The organism is Bacteroides sp. D55t1_190419_B8 (assembly GCF_015558905.1).
Taxonomy (GTDB): domain Bacteria; phylum Bacteroidota; class Bacteroidia; order Bacteroidales; family Bacteroidaceae; genus Bacteroides; species Bacteroides vicugnae.
The window spans coordinates 59,992-76,655 of the sequence record NZ_JADMOU010000003.1 but is presented as its reverse complement, the minus strand read 5'-3'; the positions used below and the strand labels follow the sequence as shown (position 1 = coordinate 76,655).

Sequence of the window (16,664 nt, the reverse complement as noted above, 5' to 3'; positions counted from 1 at the left end):
TCAACTCTTGACAAGATCATATCTTGCCAAGAGTTGATAAAAGATAATATAATTATAGATTTCTTTTTATTAGTTCTTTTTAAAGAAGAAAATACCTGTTTTTGTTTGGGTTTCTGTTTTATAAGAACGAATATAATTATATGTTGCGCTTGCTGTAATTAGGTATGTGTTATTATTGGAAGCAGTAACTCCTGTACCATTACTTTTATCCATGAATACCCATTCTGCATCTTCCGCTGTATCTTTTAAATAAAGACGGCGATTGGTAGTAGCAACAGAGTTGTATAAATATTTGTCTCCTACTTTTATATAATAGGTGTTGGGCTTACCTGTGACTGCTACAAGCTCCATTTCTGTTCCTGTTTTTGATGCTTCTTGAGGAGTTATTTCATTATCTTTGAATTGATATGAAACTGTTACTAAATCACTGTTAGAGCTTGTTCCACTACCTGTATATGAAACTTCACCTGTCCATAATTGATAATTATATGGAGTTAAGTCTACTTTATCATTATTTAATTCAACATAACCTGCCATAAAATATTTGCCGGCAGTTAATTCTTCTAATGTTGAGATTAAAGAATAACCTCCGCCAGTTGATGGTGCAGCAACTGTTATTGGAATGTCGATGCTGTTTCCATTGGTCAAAGATACTTTCAAAGTTTGTTCAATCTCCTTAGCTGTAGTGTTAGCTTCTGCATTTACAGTTACTTTAGTACCATTTATAGTCGCAGATAGAATACCGCTTAATCCACCATGAGATAGTGTGTTACTTCCCATATTTACAACACCTATTTCGATGTCTTTACTGCCTCCGGTTGCAGGAAAACTTAAGGATGTTGGGGTAGCAGATGTGATTGTTGGAGTAGTCGAAGCAAAACCTGCAACATCTTCCATATTGCGTGGAGCAAGTTGTGGTACCTCTTTATAAACCGTTACTATACCAGTGATATCGCTTTCTACGGCTGCAAATGGTTGATCCATAAAGGCGGCTGCATCTGATTTACAGAAAACTGCAAACTCTTGTCCTCCTGATGTAAATGTATATGGGCTATTGATACCCCATATCCCAGCAGCTTGTGGAGTTGCTTTCTTTATTTTGACCGTCATGCTTTGATAGTTGATCAAATCATTAGGAGTTATCTCAATAGGGGTAATAGTTGCAGTTCCTTCTTTCTCAACAGTAGCCCATTCTTCAGTCTTTGCTCCTGTAACTTCATAAACTCCCTGATAGTTAACTATCTGTGCTTTTCCTTTGTGTAATGTAACTTTGATTTTGTCTCCTTTCTTGAGGCCTAGTTCCTTTGGATCAACTTGACTTCCATAAAGCATTATACCATTACCTGCTGTTGTAGCATTTTCAGTTGCAACAACAAGGTTGTTATTCGTATAATTCCCGCCTTCAACATCACTCTGAACAATTGCTGTAAGATAGCGATCTGCGTTATTGTCAAGTATCGTTTGTTCAGCTGTCATCTTGCTTATTAGCTCTGGAATAGTTATTGCTGTTGCTTCGCTCGGGTCACCACCGCCATTTCCTAAATCTATTTCTGTCCCACCAGCACCTGTAGCAAGTGTTATGTCATCAAGGCGGATAGAAGAAGCTGCTAAAGCAGTGTATTTGATGTATAGCTCAGATACCGCCTTTTTAAGAGTGAAATTGGCAGTTGCTAAAACCCAATATGGTTTTTCTGAATCTCCATTGTTCTTGGTATATGTAAGAGGAATCCAGTTTGTACCGTCAGCACTTAAAGACACAGTTAACTTAGATATATCAAATGTATTGTCATAATCATCTCCAACCTTTATAGAGTAGCTGGCACCGAACGTAAGTTTCAGATTAGTTTGTGCATCTGTGAGAGCTATTTTATTAATTTGGAAATATGCAGGAAGAGTTCCGAAGAATACAACATTAGGTCCTGATGCACCTTCATAAGCGCCTGAATTAGCTAATCCACTAGCACGAACTGATGCACTTGCTCCAGAATAAGTGACATTTGCAGAACCAACTCCGCTCTTATTCCAGCCATCATATGAATCTACATATGGGTAGGGGTTTGATACAGCTTTATCCCCAACCGTTTCGTTGTAAATTACTTCTGTAGGACCTACACTTCCACTGCTAATCTTAACAGTCTCTGACATCAACACACCCACCTTGTTAGAAATCTCGATAACAACACTGGCTTCGTCATTGATATTTTCCGGAATGCTAACTTGGATAGTAGCAGAACCTTCACCTTCATATTTTGATAGAGTAACCCATGATTTATCATCCTTTACTGTAGCTTTCCAACTACGGTTAGTTGAAATGTCAAAAGAAGCTTGGCTTCCGTTGGCAGGTTGGCCATCTAAGCCGAAAATCAAGGTTGTAGGCGAAACTTCGAGGTATGGAGCCTCGGTATCATCATTGTCGTCAACGCAACTTACGAAAGCTGTGCTAACCATTACAAGCATAAGCCCGTAGAATAACTTCAAAAAGTTTAAATTTTTCATTTCGCTGTTTTGTTAATTAATTAATAAAATTTTTGTGAATCATTTATCTTTTTATTCTTTATTGATAATAATAGTTTAGCAAAGTTATTTTTTTCTATGAAACATACAAAGTTTCTAACGTCTTTTTCGTATTACAATTACGTTAAATTTTTGTGACTTGTTAATCGATTATGAAGTTATTTTTTTTATTGATGAATAGATTGATTCTTTTTGTCTATAATATATGTCATTATGGAAGATTTTTGGGGAATTTATCACTTTTATGAAAGATTTACTTTGTCTTTATGAGGGGGAACCTATTAACAAACTCAGTACTTGCAGGGCGTTAAATAGAGTTTTCATTGGATGAGCTTTGTTTATTATTTGTTGTTTTAAGTAATGAGAACCCATATTGGGGATAGATTTGTTTTTTGTTTTCGTAGCCATTAAATTTCAGTACATATGAGGCTTTTACCCATTTTTTATATTATGGGTTTTCTCACTGAAGTTAATCCCTATCTTGAATACTTTCCGTCCATCCGTTTCGAAAGGTAACGTGTATCGTTTGGTGCAAGCCTTTTCCGTCGTACCATTCTTCGTGAGCCATCCGTCCTAGAACATAATAATGCTTTTTCAGTAATTCTACCAGATAGGTAAGTGTGCTTGTCTCAAACCAATAACTATCGAATTCTTTATATTTGAAAACATTAAGCAGGCTAAGCGGCGTGTCAGTATAGTCGCTTTTAACTGAATGAAGTGTAGAAAAAGTACGTACTGTTTGAAGTCTATATTTTAATCCCTATATTTGTCTACATTTCAATTTTATAAGGATAGGCATTATGGATACTACTTTCAGAATATACCCGATAGGGATACAGAATTTTGAAGACTTACGCAATAATAACAACGTTTATGTGGATAAGACGGAGTTGATTTATCGTTTGGCTAATACCAATAAAGTGTATTTCTTGAGTCGTCCCCGTCGTTTCGGAAAAAGTTTGCTGGTGTCCACTCTTGATGCTTATTTTCGGGGGAAGAAGGGGTTGTTTCAAGGTCTGGCAATGGAGCGTTTGGAGAAAGAGTGGAATGCCTATCCGGTGTTGCATCTTGATTTCAGCATGACGAAGTACACAGCTATGTCTGATTTGGAAGAACGTTTAAATCTTCAACTTCGTGAATGGGAGCGAATTTATGGTAATGATCCGGAAGAAGAAGGTCATGCGGCTCGTTTTTCCGGAATAATAAAAAGGGCATATCAGCAGACTGGTTTACAGGTAGTAGTACTTATCGACGAATACGATGCTCCCTTATTAGACAGTAACCATTTGCCGGAACTGCAAAATGAACTCCGTAAAGAAATGGGTAAGTTTTTCAGCCCTTTGAAAGCACAAGGAAAATATCTTCGTTTTCTTTTTGTGACAGGTATTAGCGCGTTTAATCAACTGAACAGCATTTTTGGTGGTCTGAATAGTTTGCAAAATCTTAGTATGCAGGATGGGTATAGTTCTATTTGCGGTATTACAGAAAAAGAATTGAGTAGCCAACTAAAAACAGATATTACATTAATGGCTCAAGTTAATAACGAAACTTATGATGAGGCTTGTATCCATTTGAAACAACAATATGGTGGGTATCGTTTTAGTGAACATAGTGAGGAAATTTATAACTTATTTAGTTTATTCTGTGCGTTTGACCAAAAGGTTTATGGAAACTTTATGGACAGAATGCCGGCTTTTCTAGTTGATATGTTGCGACAGCATAAGATGGAGATCACTAATTTAGAGGGTACAATGGTTGCTGCCGGACAGCTTGATACACCAATTACCTCGATGGCAGACATTTTGCCGATACTTTATCAAAATGGTTATTTAACCATTAATGAATATGACTCCGAGTTCCAACTTTATACTCTTGCTTGTCCTAATAAAGAAGCACGAGAAGAATTAACCAGACTTTTAGCCTCACTTATGGGAACTTGATTGTCGGCGGGTTTAATTACTGGGGGCTATAATATATAGTAGGTGAAAGGATATCTTATATTCTAATTTCTCTCCCTGTTGATTTCTCAATTCCTCTTTCAACCTATCACCATCGTTCTGAAACTCTTTATTCATCGTATTTACAGAGTGGTGATAGGTCATTCCTAACCTATCACCGTATCTTTCACCTATCACCTTGTAGAAAAACGTATATTTATGCTCTTTTTGGCTTGATTCGAACCACTTTATAAACATTCCCGCGCTTGGTGTGTATAGAAGGCACTTGATTCTTTTGCAATATTCTTCCGAATTGAATAATATTGCAATCGGATATATGAATTCTACTGTCGTGTTGCACCTGTTCCAGTATCTCAATAGCAAGAAGTAACTCATATTCTTTGTCCTCTTCTTTAGCAGCCCGGAAAAATTGGTGGAATAACTGCTCCGCAATGGGAATTACTTGAAATTCCTGATTGGCTTCGGTCATCACCTTTTCATCTTCAGTGTCGAACCAGTAACGTTCTCCCCTGTAAATATCGTGCATTGCTTGCGCATAAAGTTGTTCGTAATCAATTGGAGAACAGTCAATCGGACCGGTCACATAGATAACAATGTAGCGTCGGCTTCCGGAAGTGTCAGTCAGTAAATCCTTGTGGTTGCTTGTTCCTATAAATGAAGCGTAACGGCGCATCTCTTGTGTGGCTGTGCCGTGAGGACGACGGATATTAACCACGGGCTTTTGCAGGATATGTTTCAGGAAAGCCTGTTGATTCACTCTATTCTGATCGAACTCGTCCATGTTGATGAGCGCAAAACGGTTTAGAGCCAGCTCGGCATCCCTTTTATTACTGAAATCAATGCGGTCGGTGTAATATATCTGTAATTCCGGTGGCAACAAACTCCGGCAGAAAGTCGATTTTCGATAAGCTTGCGGTCCGACAAGTAGCGGTACTGTACAATTGGCATACTTTCGATCGGTGTGACGCCAGTGTTCCACCATATTTAGAAACCAACGATAAAACAGATCCGGCCAGTGAGCGTTGTTGCAGGGAACACGGGAAGCCAGTTCACGAATCCGGTCGCGTCCGTCCCAACGGACATCCACTCCGAAAAGAAAATCCTCAATAGGGCTGAATATCGGGATGCGGTCGGAATCGAGGTAACGGATCACGTCCCGGTCCCATAGGTTGAGGCCCTCCAGACGTGCGTTCATGGCGATACTGTTGCGTATACGGTTGGTGATGGGGCGGAAACAAAAACAAAAGGTGTTCCGTTCGCGAAATTCCGTAACAGTCGTCATTGTGTTGTAACGAAATTCGTATCGGCGTTGCATAAACTCTTCCGTTCGAAATTCCAGTTCCTGTTCGGTTGATAAAGGTGATTTTTGTCCGAATCCTTTGGCTCCTGTATATACGTTCTGTATGGTTTGCCGGATGAGAAATTCTTTCTTTTTGGTGTAGAAATGAGCGATTGCCCAACGGGCTGTTTCTTCTTCCGGTATGCCTGCCTGAAAACAGTTTTCCCCCAGATGGACCAATAATGGCTTGAGGTCTTCGTCGGAATGTAGGTGTATGTTGGGGTGAAGTTCGCTTAATGAATGGTAAGCCTTGTTCAGGGCTGCTTCGAAGAGTGCGGACAAAGTGTCAAAGCTGTCATAACCGGGAATCAGCCGTTTGAAAGGAGATGTTTCTGCCTGTACGGATTCTTTGTAGGTTGTGTCCGATGGCATTTCCAATGGCTGACGCATATAAATGACGGTGGAGTCGGGATTATAGTAAAGTTCCGGATCACACGTTTGCCGGCAGAATTGCTCCAATGTCGGGTTTTTCAGTTCGATGGAGTAGGAGAGTGCCGGTTGATAAAGGCTGACGGCTTTTCTGTAGGCGTGAGCTTGGAATATTTCTGCTTCTTCCCGGTCTTTAGGAAGTGATTTGTCCGGGCGGGTGAAGCGTAGCCATATTTTTACGGAATGACCGCTGGAACCCATAAAGGCGGCAAAAGTCTGTGTAAGTTCTGCTGCTTCCTGTTTGATACGGTTTACTTCCGTCCGGTTTGCCAGATGGTTTACTTCTATTTGCACAATGCCGTTATATCCGGTCATTTGTGCGCCATTTGTTGTTTTGCGGAAGTTAGCCGCAGGGATGACTTTGGGTAGTTTTTGAGCAGCTTCCAGTTTGCTGTCCGGTGAGGCATAACGTATGCTTGTCCGTAGATTACTTATCGGGCGGGCTTTCGTTTCATGCTTCATCGCTTCTATTTGTAGGTTTATGTCCAACGTCCGCATGGTTGATGTTCCGTTGTTGTCCCGCATCAAAGTAAGTTTCATGTTAAAAGTGTTTATTGTTATGCCTCTTTATTAAAGGCTCATAAAGATAGGCTTTATTATCCGGTTTGCCAAGCTATATCGTACTTATTTATTGTTTATTTTATGAGGCGGATTCTGTTCCTTTATGTGGTCGCAAAATTCTATTGTGAAGAGAGCTTATCGCATGAATATACTAAAATGAAGAATGTAGTTCATTACGGGATAAAAAATGTTTCATGCCTCAAAACACTTGGTTTCAAGGCTTGAAACTCTTGTTTCCCCGGCTTGAAACTTTAGTTTCACCATGGGGAAACTTTGGTTCCATCAGCAGGAAACTAAAGTTTCTAGGCTTTGAAACTAAAGTTTCTAGCCTTTGGAACTAAGTGTTTCAAGCCTTGGAAACAAGAGTTTCTAAGTATGAAACAAAGATTACTCCTTATTAAAATGACTGTTTGCTATAGGCTTTTTTCAAAAATCAAGCGGTGATAGGTGATAGATGTGGTGATAGGTTAATGACAACCTGTCACCGTTCTGAAAGTACGATGAATAAAGGATTTGGTGATGCCGGTGATAGGTTGAAAGAGGATTTTCATTTTTATGTATGAGAGAGCTTGATGAATATATATAACTTCCAGTATTTATTTCCATATTTCTATCACATTTAGAAAAATATGTATATCTTTGTCACATGCTTTCTGCTCATCAGCGTGATGAAACTAGCGGGAAGCGGTATATATTACTAAATTGGAATATGTAATGTATTGTCTCTCCCACTCGAAACTTAGCAATTTCATATAGAGGAGAGATGATTCAACAGATATTCCACGCTGGCAGCTTTATATCAACATATTCGTTAAAGATGTGTTATATATAAACGATTGGCGTGGGTGTCTGTTGTTATCATTGTCTTTCTATAGGGTATGCTAAGACCTCGAGTGGAGATAATGGTGCAACAGCATTCACGTCTTTCTTGTGTCCGGTCGGTTATGATTACCCCAAAAAGTCTAACCTAAACAATTCCCCGTCCGCCCGAAATACAGAAAACGTGAATGCCCGTTGCTCCACATAAACAAAATAATATTCAATCTTTATTGTGGAACACATTAAAACAAATGTATTATGTCGAAATGGATTAGCGTAGAAGAAGCAGCGGTCAAGTATGGAATTAACAAAGAGGTAATCTGGCTTTGGGCGGAGATGAAAAGATTCCCTATGTCATATGAGGGAGCTATCACTGCTGTTGATGAAGAAAGTCTTGAAGGATTCCTGCATCAGAATAAGGATCGAATTACAGCCGAGTATATCGACACATTGGAAGAGCTGTGTATTGGAAAGACAAAGATTTGTCTTTTATATGCTGAAATCATCGGTTATCAAGACAAAGAACTTCTGAATCAAAGGGAGCAAATCGCCCGGATGAAAGAAATACAAACTGTTATAAAAAGGCAAAACAGCCGACTCCGGGACTGCGAAAAAGTGTTCACGGAATATGAAGAGAACTTTAGTTCCTGTTGGATTGGAAGAATCTGCGCTAACTTAAGGCGGCTGATACGGTTGATACGACGGTAAATATTATCCATCTCATTTATTTAAAGATACCCTTGAACAGAAATGTTTAAAAATACTAGAAATATACTGTCATAAGATTTTTTATCCATTCGTTTTATATTCTTAACTCCGAAAAATTCGTAAGCGTTGATAAACCAATTACTTTTGGCTCCTGATTTCGCAGCATTTTTGAATATTCTGCGTCTAATAAACATAAACTAAATATTTCTAGTCATGAAACACAGACTGTTACTACTATTGCTATTCGTGTTCGCCACGTCTGTGGCTGGGTGGGCACAAAAATCCACGGCTCCTTCTTATACCATCAAAGGAGTGCTTCTTGATTCTTTAACACAAGAAGGAGAACCGTATGCCACGATTAAGATTACTCCCAAAAATGCTCCGGATAAAGCTGTAAAGATGGCGGTCACAGGGGCGAATGGTAAATTTCAGGAGAAACTGAATGTCGCTGCAGGCAGTTATATAATCACGATTTCTTCCATTGGCAAGTCGCCTATAGTAAAAGAGTTCACTTTAAAACCTTCGGTCAGGGAGATTGATTTGGGAACGATGATTTCTTCAGAAGCCAATAATGTGCTGAAAGGAGTGGAGGTTGTTGCACAGAAACCTTTGGTGAAGGTAGATGTGGATAAGATCGAATATAATATTGAAGATGATCCGGATTCAAAATCGAACAGTATATTGGAGATGCTTCGGAAAGTCCCTCTGGTCACGGTGGATGGAGAAGACAATGTGCAAGTGAACGGCAGTAGCAGCTTCAAGATCCATGTGAATGGAAAGCCCAATAATATGATGAGTAATAATCCGAAGGAAGTACTGAAAAGTATGCCGGCAAATACAATTAAATATATTGAGGTGATTACTTCACCGGGAGCCAAATATGATGCGGAAGGTATCGGAGGTATTTTGAATATCGTCACAGTGGGTACCGGATTTGAAGGATATACGGCTACTTTCAGAGGAAATGCCAGTAACAACGGAGTAGGCGCCGGCACTTATGCAATGGTGAAGCAGGGCAAACTGACGGTTTCTGCCAACTACAACTATAATTATAATAATAGTCCGCGTAGCTATTCCGACAGTTACCGGGAGAATTATGAACCTGATAAGGAGAATGAAAAGTTTCTGGAATCGGAAAGCAGTTCCAAATCGAAAGGTAATTTCCAGTATGGCAATTTAGAAGCCAGTTACGAGATTGATACGTTGAGGCTGCTGACTGTGGCTTTCGGAATGTATGGTAGCAATGACAAAAGCAACAGTGGCGGAACTACGATTATGCATGGAGCTGATCGTCAGGATTTTGCATATCGTTATAGAACGGACAATCATGGAAAAGGATCATGGTATTCCATCAACGGTAATATAGACTATCAACGTACTTCCCGGAAGAACAAAGAACGGATGATTACCCTTTCTTATAAAATCAACTCCCAACCTCAAACGAATGATTCCTATAATACTTATCTGGACATCGAGCCTGATGAGAATAAACTGGAGATCATCAAAGAACTGTCATTGAAGAATTTCCATTCGGACGGAAAGACGAACACAATGGAACAAACTTTTCAGGTAGACTATACCACTCCGATTGGAAAGTTGCATACGCTTGAAACCGGTGCTAAATATATTTTCCGGCGCAACTCCAGTGATAATCGGTTTTATGACACCGAAGGGGAAAGTGAAAACTATGCATATAATGAGAAACGTAGCAGCGAGTACCGTCATCTGAATCATATCCTTTCCGCTTATGCCGGATATACGCTGAAATACAAGGATTTTACTTTCAAACCGGGACTTCGTTATGAGCAAACCATACAGGAAGTGAAGTATCTGGTCGGTGCAGGCGAGAATTTCAACTCGAACTTTAGCGATCTGGTTCCTTCCGTTTCCTTGGGAATAAAACTAGGTAAGACGCAGAACCTCCGCGGCGGATATAATATGCGTATCTGGCGACCGGGCATTTGGAACTTGAATCCTTATTTCGATAATCAGAATCCGATGTTTATCAATCAGGGAAATCCGAACCTGAAGAGTGAGAAGAGTCATTCGTTTGATTTGTCTTACAGCAGTTTCACCGCCAAGTTCAACATCAATCTCTCTTTGCGCCATTCTTTCAATAACAATGGAATCGAAAGAGTCAGCCGCCTGATTACCGATAAAGACGGAGAAATATTTGAAGGTGGTCATAAAGCTCCTTATGGGGCTTTGTATAGCACGTATGATAATATTGGCAAAAGCCGGGAAACTGGATTGAACTTTTATCTGAACTGGAATGCTTCTCCCAAAACGAGGATTTACATCAATGGGCGTGGAAATTATAGTGATTTGCGGAGTCCTGCCCAAGAGTTGCATAATTATGGATGGAATGCCTCTGCGTATGGAGGTATTCAGCAAACCTTACCGGGAAAAGTCCGTTTGAGCTTGAACGGAGGGGGAAGTACACCGCGTATCAGTTTGCAGGGAAGAGGTTCGGGATATAATTATTATAGCTTGGGGTTGAGCCGTTCTTTCCTGAAAGAAGAACGTCTTTCTTTGAATATTTATTGTAGCAATATCGTAGAGAAATACAGAACTTACAATAATCACACGGAAGGAGTTAACTTTATCTCGAAAAGTTCGAGTAAATATCCGAGCCGGTATTTCGGCTTTAGTGTCAGCTATCGGCTTGGAGAGTTGAAAGCCAGTGTGAAGAAAGCTGCGCGCAGCATCGACAATGATGATGTGAAAGGTGGCGGAGAAGGTGGAAACACGGGTAGCGGAGGTGGTCAGTAGACCACTTCCACGCACCGTAGTTCCCATTTATTTCTGTCTCACGTCTTGCTTGTTGGTGTTAAAACCAAGTTTGGTCAATCCGGCTTGTACGTCGGGATGGCTCATGAAAAGGTTCCATAACAACCCTGTCCGGTAATTTTCGATCATTACAGCGATAGGTCCTTGGTCGATAGCCAGATACCGTTGCGGATACCAATTATCCGTTTCGCTGAAAGCATCATAGAATCCGAAAGGACCGAACACTTTATCCCCCATGCCATACAAATGGCGCATTACCTGCATGGAATACTCCGGTGTATAGACAATCGATGAAAGTGCGGCGGTAGGGGAGATGACTCCTTTGTCGTCCTGCTCGTTGGGTGAATGAGCTGCATATCCATCGACGGAGTAACTGGCAGTCAGTCCCCAACAATCCGGTCCGAAACCTTTGTAATGTTTGGGGTTGCGGATGCAGTAAGCGCGGTTGACTAATGTCAGGTTGCGCATCTCGTGGAAGTAGCTGGGGCAGTATTCATCTTTCAATCCCACCGGATCAAGTCCGAGGAAAGAATATTGAGCCCAGAAAAGCGGTCCGGCTTCCGTGCCCTGATAGCGGAGATGCAATTCGATTCCTTCTACTTTGTGTGGAGAGACGATGGCTCCGTTCTGTGCCCAACCGTCATGATAAACGGCTGCAGGTACTCCATGTGTGGGAGAAGCGGCAGCAAGAATATACATAATCATACATTCGTTGTAACCGTGTACGGGGAAATCCATTTCCCAGCCATACGTCGGACTCCAATGCCAGTAAAGGACATTTTGCCCGCCTTTCCGATACCAGTTCCAGTCGACATCCCGCCAAATCCGGTCGATACGTTGAGCGAGTGCTTTCTCTTTCTCATTTCCGTTGACGTAATATTGGTGCACGGCAAGCAGACCTTGTATGAGGAAAGCTGTCTCTACCAGATCGCCTCCATTGTCTTTCTGACCGAACGGTTTCACCTTTCCGGTATCACCATACCACCAGTGGGGGTAGGCTCCGTGGAAACGGTCTGCTTTTTCGAGGAAAGAAACGATGCGTTCCATCCGTGCCCGTCCCTCTTCGCGGGTGACGTAGCCGCGGTCGATTCCCGCAAGGATAGCCATGATGCCGAAACCGCTGCCGCCGGAAGTGACTACATTGGCATCGTTTTCAGGATATACGCCGTCCACATGATACCGTTCGGGAGCCAGACCGCTATTCGGTTCGGCACCTTCCCAGAAATAGAGGAAAGTCCGTCGCTGAACGGTGTCCATCAGGGCGTCGTCCGACAGGGAGTCGGTGGCGGCAGTAAGGTTGTCATTCTTGCTTTTCCCTTTACAGCTTTGGAAAGTCAGGGCGATGGCGGATAGAAACAGTAACATGAGCGGAAGTGCGCTCATCACTGCGATTCTTTTATATTTATCGTTCATAATCAAGGTCATAATTTATAGGATTAGGCACGGATTACACGGATTTCACGGTTTTAGGAATTGTGGTTACATAAAACAACAGCGTAATCCGTGTAATCCGTGCCTAAAAGTTTAGTTCAATGTAAATTTCGCAGTTTTCACATCCCGGCTGTTCGTGCCGATCATCACTTCAAAGTCGCCCGGTTCGGCAACCAGTTGCAGGTTATAATTATAATACCGTAGCATTTCCGGTGCAATCTTGAAACGGACAATCTTCATCTCTTCCGGTTCCAGGAATATTTTCTGGAAGCCTTTCAGTTCTTTGACGGGACGGGTGCTGCTGCCTACAACGTCACGGATATAAAGCTGCACCACTTCCGTGCCGGGCCATGTGCCGGTATTGGTAACTTCCACTGCTGCGGTCAATGATCCGGTCATGTCCATGCTGGAATGGCTCAAGTCGATATCACTGTAAGAGAAAGTGGTATAAGAAAGACCGTAACCGAACGGATAAAGCGGATCATTATCCACGTCGAGATAGTTACTGCGGAATTTCTCAAACCATTTACCTTCTTTCAAAGGACGTCCGGTATTCTTGTGCGCATAATAAAGAGGTATCTGGCCTACGTTCTTCGGGAAAGTCATAGTCAATTTACCACCCGGATTGACATAACCGAAGAGGGCGTCGCCAATGGCGTAAGCTGCTTCACTACCTCCAAACCATACATTCAGAATGGCGGGCACGTGTTCCTGTTCCCAAGTCAACGTAAGCGGACGACCTGTAAATAATACCAGTACTACTGGTTTGCCTGTCTTTAAAAGCTCTTTCAACAGATTCTGCTGTACATCGGGAATGTTTAAATCCGTGCGGCTGCTACTTTCACCGCTCATTTCGGAAGATTCGCCTAAGGCAGCGATGATAATGTCCGACCGGCGGGCTACGTTCAATGCCTCATCCAATAACTGTTGGTCGGTACGGTTATCGCGGTTCAGGGAACGACCGAACATCGTTGCCCGTTCTTCGTAACTTGCATCACTAATCAAATTACTTCCTTTGGCGTACATGATATTCGCTTTTCCGGCAGTCATCTCTTTCAGTCCTTCCACGAGAGAAGGGCAGCGGTCGAGCACGGCTGCTACGCTCCATGTACCCGGCATATTACTCCGGCTGTTTGCCAACGGACCGATCACTGCAATATTTCCTTTCGGATTGAAAGGCAGTAACGGATTTCCGTTCGGATTGCCGTCGGGACTGTCGTTTTTCAGAAGAACGAAACTTTCTGCTGCAATACTGCGGGCTGCATCGCGATGCGCTTTGGTAAAGATATCGCGTGCCGGACGTTTCGGATCGCAATATTTATAAGGATTATCAAACAATCCCAGTTTATATTTGGCTTCCAGAATACGGCGGCAAGCCGTATTCAACGTTTCCATAGAGACTTTTCCTTCCTGAACGGATTTCTTCAATGTCCCCACAAAGCCTTCGCTTACCATATCCATATCCACTCCGGCATTGATGGCACGGGCAGATACCGTTTGAAGATCACCGATACCATGATCGATCATTTCTGAAATACCCGTATAATCGGTTACCACAAAACCGTTGAATCCCCACTGTCCGCGGAGAATGTCTGTCATCAGCCATTTGTTGGCAGTGGCCGGAATACCATCCACTTCATTAAAAGAAGCCATCACGCTACCTACACCTGCTTCAACGGCTGCTTCATACGGCAGCATATAATCATTGAACATCCGCTGCCGGCTCATATCTACGGTGTTATAGTCACGTCCTGCTTCTCCCGCACCATATAGTGCAAAATGCTTTACACAGGCCATGATTTCATCATTCCGTTCCATGTTCTTCCCCTGATAGCCGCGCACCATCGCTTCGGCAATCATAGCTCCGAGAAACGGGTCTTCGCCGCTGCCTTCGGACACACGTCCCCAACGAGGGTCGCGTGAAATATCCACCATCGGGCTGAAAGTCCATGAAATGCCGTCGGCACTGGCTTCTACGGCTGCAATGCGGGCCGATTCCTCAATAGCTGTCATGTCCCAAGTGCAAGACAGGCCGAGTGGGATAGGGAACATCGTTTCGTATCCGTGAATGACGTCCATACCGAACAGCAATGGAATTCCTAAACGGGATTGTTCCACAGCCTGCTTCTGTACTTCACGTATTTTCTCCACTCCTTTCAGGTTGAACAACCCTCCCACTTCGCCTTTCTTGATTTTAGCGGCAATATCGCTGCTTTTGGCTTGTCCCGTAGTAATCTCTCCGGTGACGGGGAGGTTCAACTGTCCGATCTTTTCTTCCAAAGTCATTTTGTTCATCAATACGTCGATGAAGCGATCCATATCCTGTGGCGACTTCTGTGCCGATGCGGTCAGAAAACCTGCGGCAAACAACAGGACGGATAGACTTAACTTTTTGTATATCATGCTATTATTTCTACTTTTATATCCATTCATATAAAGTCCTCCCTATATGTTGAATGTCCGGCACCGAGGAGGACATCGTTCGGCACCGGGAAACTATAGTTTCGGCACCGAGGAAACAACCGTTCGGCACCGAGAAACTTTTTTATTGATAGTCGGGGTTCTGTACCAGTACTCCTTTAGACTTGTCAATCTCTGTTTGAGGCAATGGCAGTAATGCGTTTTTGTCCTGATAATTTGTTTTACCGGCTGCGTGCAACACTTCCTTTGCAATACCCCAGCGAACAAGATCGTAGAAACGGTCGAATTCCATTCCCAGTTCCACGCGGCGTTCGTGGCGGATGGCATCACGCAATTCTCCCTGGTCGGTGGTCGTCACTTTAGGCAATATATTGGTATTGGTACCTCTGGCACGTGCGCGGACCTGTTCCAAATAGTCGATTGCTTCACCCGGGATTCCTTTTTCGTTGGCCGCTTCAGCTCCCATCAATAATACATCTGCGTAGCGGATCAAACGAATGTTTACCCAGAAGCCCTTGTTGGTATATTCTTTACGCAAAGCCGGATCGGTATATGCTTTCTTATTGAAGTAAGCCCCTATTGCCGGGGAAACCGGAGATTCGCCATAAGGCTCATTGGTGTTTTCCGGAGTGATAGGATCGCTGTCCGAGTGGCGGAAGTAGAGTAGGGTCGCGTTTTTACGTGGGTCACCCTGCTCGTAAGCTTGTGCCATATTTTCTGTTGCCATGTGCCATCCCCAGCCCAAGTCCCATTGACCTGCTCCGCGCACACCCTGCACTTCACAAAACTGGCTACCGATAACGGTACTTTGAGGAAGGGCGGCAGTGGCTGTACATTGAAGTTCGAATATAGAACCGTCGTTGTTTTCACCGTCATCCGTGAAAATCTCGTTATACGGAGTTTTCAGGTTATAGAGTCCCTTGCTGATGACATCGGTGGAGGCTGTGTACATATTGTCCCAATCGTTGCGCATCATATAAGTACGTGCGTGTAAGGAACGGGCAGCTCCCCAAGTCAGTCGTCCGGTGTATTCGGTACTCCAAGTTTCCGGCAATGATTCTTCTGCTGTTTTCAGGTCCTTGTCAATCAGCTCATAGATTTTATCAGTGGTTGTCTTCGGGATATTGGCTTCCGATGCATCGTTGATTTTATAAGTCACCAAGGGGACTTCACCGAAAGCTCTTACCAAGTTGAAGTAGCAATAAGCACGGAAGAAAGAAGCCTCTCCCTTATTGATAATATCTTCAGCTTCTGTCTGTCCGGCTGTTTCTTTTTCTGCAATGGCGTCAAGAATGTCATTACATTGGTAGATGATGGCATAATTCTGCCCCCAATAAGCACCTAGCAGACCGTTGGTCGGCGTATACACGAAATCGTCATACATCTCGGCTACATCAGAACCATCGCTGGCGATACTTCCCTTTTCCGAATCTTCCGAACGGAAACAGTGGATGGCAAAAGCGGGAGGTCCGGCAGTGACATTATAGTTACGCATCATCGTATAGACATTATAAATCTTACCGTTGACCAGTGCGTTCGGATTATCATCTTCCGTGAACTGTCCTTGTGGACTGCGATCCAGAAAGTCGCTACAACTGCCTAGCGATAGTGTGGCTGCAGCGATAAAAATTGAGTATATATATTTATCTAGTTTCATACAATTATAGTTTTAAAGATTAAAGTTATATTCCGCA

7 protein-coding genes and 2 pseudogenes are annotated in these 16,664 nt (G+C 42.7%); 3 read left to right on the top strand and 6 right to left on the bottom strand.

Annotated elements, in window-relative coordinates; genetic code table 11:
• Positions 1-69 precede the first annotated feature (69 nt).
• Both I2I13_RS03915 and I2I13_RS24410 read right to left on the bottom strand, forming a co-directional pair.
• Positions 70-2,496: a DUF5689 domain-containing protein gene (locus tag I2I13_RS03915; protein ID WP_195648848.1), complete on the bottom strand. Its 2,427-nt coding sequence runs from the start codon at positions 2,494-2,496 to the stop codon at positions 70-72.
• Positions 2,497-3,067: 571 nt separating this feature from the next.
• A pseudogene (locus tag I2I13_RS24410) lies at positions 3,068-3,199 on the bottom strand (AAA family ATPase); the annotation flags it as partial.
• 115 nt (positions 3,200-3,314) lie between these two features.
• Between I2I13_RS24410 and I2I13_RS03910 the strand changes: the two are divergent.
• A pseudogene (locus tag I2I13_RS03910) lies at positions 3,315-4,415 on the top strand (AAA family ATPase); the annotation flags it as partial.
• 253 nt (positions 4,416-4,668) lie between these two features.
• Here the strand turns inward: I2I13_RS03910 and I2I13_RS03905 are convergent.
• A complete protein-coding gene (locus tag I2I13_RS03905) occupies positions 4,669-6,780 on the bottom strand; it encodes a BT4734/BF3469 family protein (RefSeq protein ID WP_148364074.1) in 2,112 nt (703 codons plus the stop codon).
• 1,098 nt (positions 6,781-7,878) lie between these two features.
• On the opposite strand from I2I13_RS03905, the gene I2I13_RS03900 reads away from it, so the two are divergent.
• On the top strand, positions 7,879-8,328 hold the full coding sequence (locus I2I13_RS03900; protein WP_195648846.1) for a hypothetical protein: 450 nt from the start codon (positions 7,879-7,881) through the stop codon (positions 8,326-8,328).
• A 213-nt stretch (positions 8,329-8,541) separates the two neighbouring features.
• A complete protein-coding gene (locus I2I13_RS03895) occupies positions 8,542-11,100 on the top strand; it encodes an outer membrane beta-barrel family protein (protein WP_195648845.1) in 2,559 nt (852 codons plus the stop codon).
• Positions 11,101-11,127: 27 nt separating this feature from the next.
• Here I2I13_RS03895 and I2I13_RS03890 read toward each other — a convergent pair whose 3' ends face one another.
• The 3 genes from I2I13_RS03890 to I2I13_RS03880 form a co-directional block, all read right to left on the bottom strand.
• Positions 11,128-12,531, bottom strand: coding sequence for a glucoamylase family protein (locus I2I13_RS03890; RefSeq protein WP_148364071.1), 1,404 nt, complete (start codon positions 12,529-12,531; stop codon positions 11,128-11,130).
• Between the two features lie 111 nt (positions 12,532-12,642).
• Positions 12,643-14,952 carry a beta-glucosidase BglX gene (gene bglX, locus I2I13_RS03885; RefSeq protein ID WP_195648844.1) on the bottom strand — a complete coding sequence of 770 codons (2,310 nt, stop codon included), beginning with the start codon at positions 14,950-14,952 and terminating at the stop codon, positions 12,643-12,645.
• Between the two features lie 142 nt (positions 14,953-15,094).
• Complete coding sequence (locus I2I13_RS03880; protein WP_195648843.1) at positions 15,095-16,627, bottom strand: RagB/SusD family nutrient uptake outer membrane protein; 1,533 nt, start codon at positions 16,625-16,627, stop codon at positions 15,095-15,097.
• Between the last annotated feature and the right edge of the window lie 37 nt (positions 16,628-16,664).

Bases quoted from the DNA above. Each gene is read 5' to 3' on its own strand.
- I2I13_RS03915 (WP_195648848.1), bottom strand. From the start codon at position 2,496: ATGAAAAATTTAAACTTTTTGAAGTTATTCTACGGGCTTATGCTTGTA.
- I2I13_RS03905 (WP_148364074.1), bottom strand. From the start codon at position 6,780: ATGAAACTTACTTTGATGCGGGACAACAACGGAACATCAACCATGCGG.
- I2I13_RS03900 (WP_195648846.1), top strand. From the start codon at position 7,879: ATGTCGAAATGGATTAGCGTAGAAGAAGCAGCGGTCAAGTATGGAATT.
- I2I13_RS03895 (WP_195648845.1), top strand. From the start codon at position 8,542: ATGAAACACAGACTGTTACTACTATTGCTATTCGTGTTCGCCACGTCT.
- I2I13_RS03890 (WP_148364071.1), bottom strand. From the start codon at position 12,531: ATGAACGATAAATATAAAAGAATCGCAGTGATGAGCGCACTTCCGCTC.
- bglX (WP_195648844.1), bottom strand. From the start codon at position 14,952: ATGATATACAAAAAGTTAAGTCTATCCGTCCTGTTGTTTGCCGCAGGT.
- I2I13_RS03880 (WP_195648843.1), bottom strand. From the start codon at position 16,627: ATGAAACTAGATAAATATATATACTCAATTTTTATCGCTGCAGCCACA.